This is a genomic window from Nonomuraea sp. NPDC026600 (genome assembly GCF_040638335.1).
In the GTDB taxonomy this organism is placed as follows: Bacteria; Actinomycetota; Actinomycetes; order Streptosporangiales; family Streptosporangiaceae; genus Nonomuraea.
In genome coordinates this window covers 1-9,831 of the sequence record NZ_JBEZYD010000083.1, presented here as the reverse complement: position 1 = coordinate 9,831, position 9,831 = coordinate 1, and the positions used below count along the sequence as shown (strand labels likewise).

General features: G+C 65.6%; 12 protein-coding genes and 1 pseudogene. 4 read left to right on the top strand and 9 right to left on the bottom strand.

Annotated features, from left to right (window positions below; all coding sequences use genetic code 11):
* Positions 1-285: 285 nt before the first annotated feature.
* The 4 genes from AB0F17_RS65895 to AB0F17_RS65880 all read right to left on the bottom strand — a co-directional run bounded on the left by AB0F17_RS65895 (position 286) and on the right by AB0F17_RS65880 (position 3,549).
* The gene (locus tag AB0F17_RS65895; RefSeq protein WP_358047659.1) at positions 286-951 is read right to left on the bottom strand and encodes a hypothetical protein; all 666 of its coding nucleotides are present in this window, start codon (positions 949-951) and stop codon (positions 286-288) included.
* A gap of 65 nt (positions 952-1,016) precedes the next feature.
* Entirely contained in the window at positions 1,017-1,760 is a 744-nt protein-coding gene (locus tag AB0F17_RS65890) for a haloacid dehalogenase type II (RefSeq protein ID WP_358047657.1), read from the bottom strand.
* A gap of 711 nt (positions 1,761-2,471) precedes the next feature.
* The gene (locus tag AB0F17_RS65885) at positions 2,472-2,816 is read right to left on the bottom strand and encodes an AzlD domain-containing protein (protein WP_358047656.1); all 345 of its coding nucleotides are present in this window, start codon (positions 2,814-2,816) and stop codon (positions 2,472-2,474) included.
* Entirely contained in the window at positions 2,809-3,549 is a 741-nt protein-coding gene (locus AB0F17_RS65880; protein WP_358047654.1) for an AzlC family ABC transporter permease, read from the bottom strand. Before AB0F17_RS65880 ends, AB0F17_RS65885 begins: the two co-directional genes overlap by 8 nt.
* A 46-nt stretch (positions 3,550-3,595) precedes the next feature.
* On the opposite strand from AB0F17_RS65880, the gene AB0F17_RS65875 reads away from it, so the two are divergent.
* Positions 3,596-4,072: an Lrp/AsnC family transcriptional regulator gene (locus AB0F17_RS65875; RefSeq protein WP_358047652.1), complete on the top strand. Its 477-nt coding sequence runs from the start codon at positions 3,596-3,598 to the stop codon at positions 4,070-4,072.
* Positions 4,073-4,390: 318 nt separating this feature from the next.
* Positions 4,391-4,897 carry an FAD-binding protein gene (locus tag AB0F17_RS65870; protein WP_358047661.1) on the top strand — a complete coding sequence of 169 codons (507 nt, stop codon included), beginning with the start codon at positions 4,391-4,393 and terminating at the stop codon, positions 4,895-4,897.
* Here AB0F17_RS65870 and AB0F17_RS65865 read toward each other — a convergent pair.
* A pseudogene (locus AB0F17_RS65865) lies at positions 4,817-5,164 on the bottom strand (hypothetical protein); the annotation flags it as partial. The gene AB0F17_RS65870 and the pseudogene AB0F17_RS65865 overlap by 81 nt on opposite strands.
* Before the next feature lie 31 nt (positions 5,165-5,195).
* Between AB0F17_RS65865 and AB0F17_RS65860 the strand changes: the two are divergent.
* Positions 5,196-6,398: a CocE/NonD family hydrolase gene (locus AB0F17_RS65860; protein WP_358047650.1), complete on the top strand. Its 1,203-nt coding sequence runs from the start codon at positions 5,196-5,198 to the stop codon at positions 6,396-6,398.
* A gap of 248 nt (positions 6,399-6,646) precedes the next feature.
* Here the strand turns inward: AB0F17_RS65860 and AB0F17_RS65855 are convergent, their stop codons facing one another.
* Together AB0F17_RS65855 and AB0F17_RS65850 are read right to left on the bottom strand one after the other, a co-directional pair.
* Positions 6,647-7,489, bottom strand: a complete 843-nt coding sequence (locus AB0F17_RS65855; protein ID WP_358047648.1) for an oxidoreductase — start codon at positions 7,487-7,489, stop codon at positions 6,647-6,649.
* Positions 7,490-7,538: 49 nt separating this feature from the next.
* On the bottom strand, positions 7,539-7,883 hold the full coding sequence (locus AB0F17_RS65850) for a nuclear transport factor 2 family protein (RefSeq protein WP_358047647.1): 345 nt from the start codon (positions 7,881-7,883) through the stop codon (positions 7,539-7,541).
* 182 nt (positions 7,884-8,065) lie between these two features.
* Between AB0F17_RS65850 and AB0F17_RS65845 the strand changes: the two genes are divergently transcribed.
* The gene (locus AB0F17_RS65845) at positions 8,066-8,566 is read left to right on the top strand and encodes a helix-turn-helix domain-containing protein (protein ID WP_358047645.1); all 501 of its coding nucleotides are present in this window, start codon (positions 8,066-8,068) and stop codon (positions 8,564-8,566) included.
* Between the two features lie 166 nt (positions 8,567-8,732).
* Here the strand turns inward: AB0F17_RS65845 and AB0F17_RS65840 are convergent, their stop codons facing one another.
* Together AB0F17_RS65840 and AB0F17_RS65835 are read right to left on the bottom strand one after the other, a co-directional pair.
* Positions 8,733-9,104: a nuclear transport factor 2 family protein gene (locus tag AB0F17_RS65840; protein ID WP_358047643.1), complete on the bottom strand. Its 372-nt coding sequence runs from the start codon at positions 9,102-9,104 to the stop codon at positions 8,733-8,735.
* A gap of 254 nt (positions 9,105-9,358) precedes the next feature.
* On the bottom strand, positions 9,359-9,831 hold a 473-nt coding region (locus tag AB0F17_RS65835), incomplete at its 5' end, for an alpha/beta hydrolase fold domain-containing protein (RefSeq protein ID WP_358047641.1).

Below are 9,831 nucleotides of genomic sequence, written 5' to 3'. Positions count from 1 at the left end.
TGTCCTCCAGGTCGATCTCCGTCGATGCCTGGATCACAGTACTCATCAGGTGCGTTCTCCTTGATCAGGAGTTACACCGAAAACCGTACAGTCCCCGTCCCGGCTACCCGAGTCTTACCGACCATCCCCCAATCGCACAGGGAGTGCAGGAAGGGTACGCAGAGTATGCCGACGAGCTGGATATGAACTCATCTTCGCTCGGCGGTCAGATCTCCTTGTTCGTGGCGAACTGGGAGATGCTGAAGCGTCTCGAAGTAGGACGACGCGGGCGCAGGGTCTGGTTGTTCATGGGCGCGAGATCGTCTGGAAGTCCTGTCGCACCAGGGCTTTACCGTTCGGCAAGGGATACTCGCAGCGACCCAGGGCTACGAACCCCGCATCCGACATCGCTGAGGTCAGCGTCTCGGGGTCGATGTCCGATGACACCGAGGTGAGGGCGTCGAACGACGATGAGTAGTCCGTCGAGCTGACGAAGCCTGCCGCGTCGTTGCGCTGGATCACGCACGACAGCACGCCGATGGAGCGGGCGTTCGCGGCCGCGAAGGCGACGAACTCTTCGGCGCCCACGTACTCGATGATGAGGTTGGCGATGAGGAGGTCGACGCGCTCGATCCTCACGGAGCGGTCGATGCTCGTCTCGATCAGATGGAGGCGATCACCGAGGTTGTCGCGATATCGGGTCTCGCAGGCGTTGAGGTAGTCGGGGTTGATGTCGTACCCGTACACGGCATCCGTGGTCTGCGGATCGATGAGGTCGAGTCCGTTACCTCCCGCGATTCCCAGCACCCCGATGGCCCGGAATGGGTACGCCGAGAGCTGTTCCCCGGTGATGTCGCGGAGCCGCTGAAGCTGCCCGACCCCTGGGTCGCCCATGTGTCGCTCGTACACGTCGAGGTGAATTCCACGCCAAGGATGCTCGGGCGTGCCCCGGCGGCGATCGGAGGTGGTCATCGTGCCGGACCAGAGAGGTGCTGTCGTGGCTGCATCGGCTGGTTCACTCCTCAATTGCAACGCCGTTAGGTGGACAGACCCGCGCGGGCCGCGGAGGTGATGACCTTGGCCAGGTGCACGAAGTCGTCGACGACGAGGTCTGGTGCGTAGTGCGTGTTGCCGAAGGGGCGCTTGCGCCGGTCGACGAAGGCGGTCTTCATGCCCGCGGCCTTCGCGCCCACGCAATCGAACGCGTGGTTGGCCACGAACAGGACCTCCTCCTGCGGGAGACCGATCAGCTTGGCCGCTGTCCGGTAGGTGTCGGCGTGCGGCTTGAAGGAGTTCGCCTCGGCGACGGAGATCACGCGGCTCCACAGGTGTTCGGTGCCTGAGTACGGCACGCCGTTGGCCAGCATGTCGGGGTCGCCGTTCGACAGGATGACCAAGTGCAGACCGTGTGTCTTGACCTCGGCCAGTGCGTCGACGACGTCCGGGAACGGCTTGAGGCGCTCGATCTGCGCCACAAGGTCCAGCACTTCCTCGTCGGTGTGCTCGATGCCCGCGCGTTCAAGGGTGTAGTGGACAGTCTGCCTGCCGATCTCGCGGTACGAGGTGTGGTCACGATGGAGCAGCGCGTCAATCATCGAGTTCTCGAAGTGGGTACGCCGCCACCAGGTGACGACGCGGGAGGGAGGGTTCGCGGTGTAGTTCTTGCGCGCGAGGTAGGGCGTGATCGCGTCGATGAGCCCACCCTGCATGTCGACGATAGTTCCGTAGAAGTCGAACATGAGGGCTTTGACCCCGCGAACGGTGTCTTCGGTGCTTTCCACGGCAGATACTCCTGAAGAGTCGGAGATGGACTGTCGGACCGCAACGACGCTAGGACGCCCGACTGGTGCGAGCATCGGATAATCGCGCAACGTCGGGCTTGCCGCATTGGGCGATTTCACCTGGCCGGGACGGCGGGCAGTGATCAAGCTTGCGATATGTACCCAAACGACAGGGATGAAGACCTCGCCAGCAGGGCGCTGGGCGCGTTCGGCCTCGCCCGGGCGACGGGCGCTCCGTGGCTCGCCTGTATGGCGGCCGTCGAGTTCCCGGCGTCCAGCGCCGCAGCTTCACCCTCATCATGAAGAGCGTTGTGGAGAACAGGCCTCTGCCCCTGTGAGCCTCCCTTGCCGGCGTCGGTGTTCTGCCTTCCGGGCGAAATGGTCAGGGGTGCTGTAACGGCCGGGTTGAGGGGCGCAGCCCGCCGGGCAGATCGGGCCATGGTTGATCGGCCTCCGAGGAGTCCTAGCTGAGCCGGGCCCGGCGCTGATCGTGGCTGCTTCGACGGAGCCGACTCGACGTACGCCCGGCCGCCCAGAACAGTCACGTCGGTATCGGTGATGCCAAGGGCTTCGGCCTGGGCACGCAGTGTCTCGCCGGTCACGGTGCCCGCCTGCCCGGCACGCAGCTCGTACGGTGCCAGCGCCTGGTCCTGGTCCTATCCTCGCGGCCCATTTTTGCCGTATTCCGGTGGCACCCGATGTGCGCACTCATCAGGCGGCGAGCACGGTGGAGGCAAGGACGACGTGGAGGCCGGTCCCGACCAGAATGCTCAGCACGAAGTTGCGGCGCCACAGGTGGACGGCTGCGGTGACGCTCGTGGCGATGGCCAGCGCCGCCCACGGACGTGCTCCTGGGGATGTCGACGCGGACGACAGCAGCGAGTAGATGACGAGGATGGTCATGACGCCGACGGGCATGCTGGCACTGAGGTAGGGCAGCAGGGCGCTGCGGCGCAGCGGTGCCAGGAGTGCGAACGGGGCGGCGCGCAACGTCCAGGTGATCGCGGCGCTGATCAGGATGACCCCCACCAGGTAGGTGGCGCTGGGCTCAGCCATCCTGGCCGGCGTTCCTGCGTCCAAGCGCATATCGGACCAGCAGGAACCCAGTGAACATGATCAACGCGGGGACCAGCATCTGGGTGCCGAACAGGCGATGGCCTACGAGCGCTGATATGACGGCAACGAGCGGGATCGGCACGCTGCGGGTCACGAGGAACGCGTCGATGGCCAGGACCAGGAAGAACGCGGTGACGGCGAACTGAAGTCCCACGATGCTGTCGGGGACGAGGGCCCCGCCGAGGGCCCCGAGGGTGACGCTGCCGACCCAGCCCACCTGGAACGTGGCCTGGATGGCCAGGATGCGGCGGCGCGACCAGGATTGCGCTTCTGGCGCGGTGGTCAACGCCCACGCTTCATCGGTGAGGGTGAACGTGCTGTAGGTCTTGGCGACAGGGCCGTGGATTTGGTGAAGGGGAAACGACAGCGCGTAGAAGACGTGGCGGAAGTTCACCAGGAACGCGGTCACCGCGACCTGGCCCAGCGGAGCCGTGGCGGTGACCAGGCCGATGAGCAGGAACTCCAAGGAGCCGGCGAACACGACCGCAGCAAAGACGGTTGCCCACCACCACTCCAGGCCGGACTGAGTGACGAGCACACCGAACGCCACCCCCATCGGGATCACACCGAGAACGGCGGGCAACGAATGCGTGACACCCAGCCGGATCTGGCCCGGATGCTGGGGGCTGGGCGACTGGCCCATCGCGGCCAGCACGGGCGACTTGAGAGTCATGAGAGCAATAATAGATAACCAGACGTGGTCAAGGATTGCGTTCTTTATGCACTACGATACCTATGTGCGCAATTTTCATGATATGGATGCCATCGATCGCGCAATTATCGATGAGCTCCGCCGGGATGCCCGGTTGAGCAATACCGAGCTGGCACAGCGCATACGGCTGACCCCCGCTCCGTGCTTGCGCCGGGTCAAGCGCCTTGAGCAAGAGGGCGTTATCACCGGCTACCACGCGAGGGTGGATCCCGCTGCCGCGGGGCGTCCGTTCGAGGTCACGGTCTCGGTCGAGATCAGGGTGAACGATCAACGTACGGTTGAGGAGTTCGAGTCGTCGGTCGCCGCTTGGGAGGAGGTAGTCGAGGTCCGCCGGGTGTTCGGCAGCCCGGACTACATCCTGCGGGTCCTGGTCGCGGACGTCGGCGAGTATGAGCGGTTCCAGACCGCCAAGCTCCTCCGCCTTGATGGTGTCAGCCGGACCATCTCCCACCAAACCATGAAGCTGGTCAAGCAAGAGTGGTGAGCAGCTCTGCCCGCATCAATAAGCCAGGTCGCTGACCGCTGCTGCGCCGCGGTGTCTTTCTGTCGCATTCCGGTCGTCCCCCAGTTGGGCCCTGCTCGATCACGCGACACCCAGGCCGACGGGGTTCAGGCGGGCCGGACCGGGCGGCGGAAGCCATGAGCCGCCGCAACCGGCGAAGCGGGGCGAGGCTGAGCATGGTTGGGGCCGTCGCGGCTGTCAGACGAAGTCCGGGCGCCTGGTGCCAGCCGGTCAGCTCCAGCAGGCGCCGCACTCTACTCCACCGACGCCTCGCTCTACCGCGTAGTACCGGCCGTTGCGGTGTTCCCACACGTGGTCGACGAGATCGCCGTCGTGGTCGACGAGATCGCCGTCGTGGTCGAGGTGTGCCGCTCGCTGGGAGTGCCGCTGATCGCCCGGGGCGCCGGAGCGTCGCTCGCCGGCAACGCGGTCGGGTCCGGTGTGGTCCTGGACTTCTCCCGACATCTCAACCGCGTTCACGACGTCGATCCGGCCTCGGCGACGGCGGTAGTGGATCCTGGAGTGGTCCTGGACGACCTGCAACTGATGGCCGCCCCAACACGGGCTGCGCTTCGGCCCGGACCCGTCCACCCACAACCGCTGCACGATCGGCGGCAGCAACGCGAGGTCGGACCAGAGGTCTTCAGCCGTCGCGACCCTGGCGGCGGCGTGTCGCCCGCCCCGCTCCAGCACCTCCAGGAGGTCGTCCACGATCTGGCGGGCGGCCGGGATCGCGGTCAGGTCCGGTACCCAGGGCCCGATCGCCGCGCGCATCTCGATCCCCATGCGTTCGAGCTGGCGCAATGACGGCTTGACCCGCTCGGCCAAGCGGCTTCGAGCGCCGTCGCCGGGTACCGGCACGAGCGCGTAGTAGATTGCGCCGGAGAGCAGCACGCAGGCTGTGGGGTCAATGCTGCTCATCCGCAGAGACAGCAGGTGCAGCACCCGTTCCCCCAGCACGCCGGTGCCCGCACTCTCGCCCAGGAGTGCATGGCTGCCTGCGAACCCGACTACCGCGAACCCGGCCTTGCTATCCAGCCCCAGCTCAGCGGCAGCGTTCCGCGGTGGCGCCATCGAGTTGGGCTTGAACGCCGCGTGGTCCTTGATGCAGTCCCTGGGCCAGTTGCCCAAGACGGAGTCTTCCCCAGAAGCCCTCATGACGAAGATGGCGACAACGCTCCGTGACTTCGACGAGCTCGCGGTCAGGACCTACTGGGAACTTCCCGCCGCAGACCTACCGGCGATCATCCGGACGGGACTGCCCGACATCGGCGTCCGGCGCGCCCTGGACGATCCGGCCACCAGCGAGGAATCCCGCGTGGACGGTCACCACGCCAAGGTGACCGTGCCGAGCCTCAACGTCGCCGGCTGGTACGACATCTTCCAGCAAGGCTCGCTCGACAACTACGTCGCGATGCGCGCCAACGGCGTGGCCTCCCGGCTCGTTGTGGGCCCGTGGCATCACTATTCGGTCCACGGCTTGTCGGGGGGACAGACGGGCGAGGTCAACTTCGGAGTCTCCTCCTGTGCGCCTCCCGGCACCGCCTCGATGACCGACCTGCAGCTCAGTTGGTTCGATCACTCGCTGAAGGACGCTCCCGTCCCCGAAGAGACCACGTCCGGCGTGCAGATCTTCGTCATGGGCATCAACGAGTGGCGCAGCGAGGACACCTGGCCACTGGCCCGAGCGAACAACACGGCCTTGTACCTGCGGCAGGGGGCGTCACTGACCACCTCGCCGCCGGCGGAGACGTCGGCGACGACCCCGTACGTCTACGACCCCGCGGACCCGACGCCGACCTGCGGCGGGGCTCACCTCACGACCAACGAGTTTCCTCCCGGCCCCGCCGACCAGGCCCGAATCGAGCAGCGTCAGGACGTCCTCGTGTTCACCAGCGAACCCTTGACAGAGGGCCTCGAAGTCACAGGTCGCGTTCGGGCGGTGTTGTTCGCTTCCACCGACGGGCCGTCCACCGACTGGGTGGTCCGGCTGTGCGACGTGGACGAGGCCGGCGTGTCGCGCAACGTGGTGGACGGCATCGTGCGCGTGCAGACAGAGCCCGGACAGGTCGCCGAGCACGAGATCGACCTGTGGTCGACCAGCATCGTGTTCAAGGCCGGACACCGCCTTCGCGTGCACGTCACCTCGAGCAACTTCCCCCGCTGGGACCGGAACCTGAACACCGGCGCACCCGCGCTGGAGGCCACCCAGATCGGCGTCGCGCAGCAGCAGATCTTCCACGACCACACCAGGCCGTCCTGCCTCATCCTGCCCGTCATTCCCAAGGAAGGACAGCCGCTGCGATGACCGACGGCTCCCGTTTCGCAGGACCCGACGCTGACCGTCGACCAGCGGGTGGAGAACCTGCCGTCGCGCATGCAGGTCGAGGTACAAGCCCATGCCCGGCCGCCGCCACCCCGGCGTTGTTCACCAGGATGTCGAGGCCCCTGCCAGGTGGTCTCGCACCAGCGGAGGACGCGTGCGTGGGAAGTCGTCGGACAAACCGACGCCGCCGTGAAGCTGGATCGCCCTCGTGATGCCCACGACTTTGTCGTTCACCGGGCATCCGGAAAGTCCGCCCCGCGCGAGATGACCTCACGGGCGCGGATGTCCGCGAGCATTCCCTCAAGCTTCTCCACGACTGCGTCGTAGCCCGCGGAGCCCAGCACGAGCCGTCGTGGTGGCTTGTCCTCCTCGATTGCCGCGACGACGGCACGCACGCCTTCATAGGGGTTACCGGGTTGGCTGCCGTCTTGGGCCACCATGAACTCCCGGACAGATTCCAGCATGGGCCGGTAATCCTCGATCGACTCCGTGACCGGCTCGTCCGCGAACCCGGCGTAGGCGCGGGTGCGGAAGGCCCCGGGCTCCACGGCGAGCACCTGGATGCCCAGAGGCGCCAGTTCTTCGCGCAGTACGTGTGTGATGCCCTCGATCGCGAACTTGGCGGCACTGTAGTAACCGAAACCGGCGGCGCCCGTCAGGCCGGCCACGGACGACATATTGATGATCCAGCCGCTGCGCCGGGCACGCATGCCGGGCAGTACGGCACGGAGCACGGCCACCACGGCGAAGAAGTTCAGCTCAAAGGTCTTCCTGACGTTTGTGTCGTCCATCCCCTCTACGGAGCCGTACCAGCCTCGTCCGGCATTGTTGACAAGGACGTCGATGCCACCGAACCGCTTCTCGGCGGCCGCCACAGCCTCATTGATCTGCCGGGTATCGGTGACGTCGAGCGGGTGGACCAGCACCTTGTCGCCGTGAGGCTTGGCCCACTCGCGCAGCAGCTGTGGCCTGCGCGCGGTGAGGACGACGTTGTCGCCCCTTTGCAGGGCCACGTCGGCATAGGCCACGCCGAACCCACCAGGGGTTCCGCCGGTGATGAACCAGGTCTTCATGTGTTGTCTCCCGACGAAGAGGACTCCCGCATGCGTGGAAGTCCGGGGATCAAGGTTCGATGTGCAGGCGCTCGACGAGCCCGTCGCGCAAGGCGAAACGGAAGCGCAGGTCGACGACGCCCCCGGGGAAGTCGCCCTTGAGCCGCTGGGTGACCGTGTAGTCCTGACCGTCGGTGCGACAGGCTCCGATGGGCTCGATCGTGTAGGTGTATTCGGTCGCTGACTGCTTCATCCATCGCTCGATGGCGTCGGTGCCGCTGTAGGTCTTGCCGTCGTCGGCCACCGTGGCGTCAGGCGTGAAACAGTCAAGACTGGTGATGGTGTCGCGGGTGCGATGGGCTGCCAGGTAGCGGGTGATGGGCTCGGGGAGCATGTCAAGGTCGACGGTGTGCATGACGGGTCCTCAGGGAGAGGGGACGATAGCCCCCGGCCAGGTAACTTTTAAAATAGAAGCAAGTAACTTTCACTGTAGCAGTAACTCGATGAGTGACGACCAGATGATCGACGGTGCAGCAAGAGAGACTGCTACAATAGAAGTAACTTGATGTCCATCGTTCGGTTCCATGGGAGCGCCACATGCCGGCCCGTATCCGATTGGAAGATCGGGAATGTCCCCTCTCCCAGGCCATGCAGCACGTGGGTGAATGGTGGACGTTGCTGATCCTGCACGACGCCTTCGACGGGTTCACGCGGTTCGACCAGTTCCAGGAGAACCTCGAAATCTCATCCAGCATGCTGACCAGCCGGCTCAAAAGCCTGGTCGCCGACGGCCTGCTCGAACGGCGGCTGTATCAGACCCAGCCGAGCCGCTATGAGTACGTTCTTACGGACTACGGCCGTTCACTTCGCTCGGTCATCGTCGCCTTGGCCGCCTGGGGCAATTCCCGCCTCGACGTCGGCGAGCGGAGCATGATCCTCGTGAGCGCCGACACCGGCGAAGAAGTAACGCCCGTGATCGTGGATCATGCGACGGGCCGCCGGGTCGACACCGACGAGTTCGTCTTCACAGCGGGGCCTGCCGCGAGTGAAGCGATGCGGACCCGGTACAGAGACACACCGCCTTCCTCCCCAGCGTGAACGCCGGAGCCCTGGCGACCAAGATGGCAAGAGGGGCCCCCGACACCAACAGGCTCGATCCCAACGTTGGTCCTCGCCCATCACCCTTGCCCCCATGGGACAAGGTCGGCACCACCCACTGGTGGGTGGAGAGTGGCCGCAGCGACCACCCCGATCGCCCGCCTTGTTAGGACGTGATGTCGGAAGGACCGTAATACGCCTTCATCTCGGTGATCAGTCCTTCGTCGTCGAACTGCATGACGTCCAGGGAGCGGATCTGGATAGGTTTGCCATCCAGGACCATCCGCACGGTGAAGGCCATGGCCGCCCCCGAGCCGTGCGAGGCGCGGATCGGCGTGTCGAGTGTGAACGTCGCCCCGTCCGGGAGCCCGCCCACCAGTCGAGTGAGTCCTGGGCGGGCGCCATGGACTCCGGAACCCACCGGGTCCTCCACGGTGCTCGCCTCGGCGAACAGGGCGATGATTCCCGCGACGTCGCGGTTGTTGAGCGCGTCCAGGTAGGCCTGCATGACTGTCCGCATCTGAGCTTCCGACGGCATGTCGCCGCCTCCTTCGACATCCGGTGTCGCGCCATCGCGACACAGCTCTAAATCTGAGAGTCTCACTCCCAGATTGACGATACCTTCAAAGTCGGAGTATCGCTACCATTTCGCGCGATGGGAGATGTGGAGCCCACGGCGAGCGGAGGACGATGCGGCCGGCCGCGACAAACCCGAAGCGCTCGATCCGGCCGACCTCCCCTGCTGTGAACGCGGCGGCTTGTGCCAAGGCGCGCGCCTGCCGGAGCACATGATCAATTCCGCGAGGTATCGCGGTTCAGCGCCGCGTCCAGGGCGTTGAGTTGCTCCTGCTGGTAGGAGCGCGAGACCTTGGCCCTCTTCTCGATCACGTCGAAGCCGTGGTAGGCATCGGGCACCACATGAAGGGTCGTCGCGACCCCGGCTTGCCGCAGCCGGTCCGCATAGGCGACGACCTCGTCGTGGAACAGGTCGTTGGTGCCGACGCCGATCCAGGCAGGAGGCAGCGCCGACAGATCCTCATATCTGGCCGGGGCTGCCAGCGGCGGGACATCACCTCGAGCCGCCGAGCCGAGGTATGCGTGCCAGCCGAGGCGGTTATTGTCCTGGCTCCAGATGCGCAATCGGCGCGGGTCGATGTCGGTGCGCGTCGTGGTGTCGGCGTACGGGTTCCAGTGCAGAGCCAGGTACAGGTAAACGTGCAGAGTTGAACGGCGTGTCCGCTGTGTCTGCAGGGTGGTGATCTTGG

What these genes read in the sequence shown, in the direction of transcription:
- AB0F17_RS65895 (WP_358047659.1), bottom strand. Translation starts at nt 951, where the DNA reads ATGACCACCTCCGATCGCCGCCGGGGCACGCCCGAGCATCCTTGGCGT.
- AB0F17_RS65885 (WP_358047656.1), bottom strand. Translation starts at nt 2,816, where the DNA reads ATGGCTGAGCCCAGCGCCACCTACCTGGTGGGGGTCATCCTGATCAGC.
- AB0F17_RS65880 (WP_358047654.1), bottom strand. Translation starts at nt 3,549, where the DNA reads ATGACTCTCAAGTCGCCCGTGCTGGCCGCGATGGGCCAGTCGCCCAGC.
- AB0F17_RS65875 (WP_358047652.1), top strand. Translation starts at nt 3,596, where the DNA reads ATGCACTACGATACCTATGTGCGCAATTTTCATGATATGGATGCCATC.
- AB0F17_RS65860 (WP_358047650.1), top strand. Translation starts at nt 5,196, where the DNA reads ATGCAGTCCCTGGGCCAGTTGCCCAAGACGGAGTCTTCCCCAGAAGCC.
- AB0F17_RS65855 (WP_358047648.1), bottom strand. Translation starts at nt 7,489, where the DNA reads ATGAAGACCTGGTTCATCACCGGCGGAACCCCTGGTGGGTTCGGCGTG.
- AB0F17_RS65850 (WP_358047647.1), bottom strand. Translation starts at nt 7,883, where the DNA reads ATGCACACCGTCGACCTTGACATGCTCCCCGAGCCCATCACCCGCTAC.
- AB0F17_RS65845 (WP_358047645.1), top strand. Translation starts at nt 8,066, where the DNA reads ATGCCGGCCCGTATCCGATTGGAAGATCGGGAATGTCCCCTCTCCCAG.
- AB0F17_RS65840 (WP_358047643.1), bottom strand. Translation starts at nt 9,104, where the DNA reads ATGCCGTCGGAAGCTCAGATGCGGACAGTCATGCAGGCCTACCTGGAC.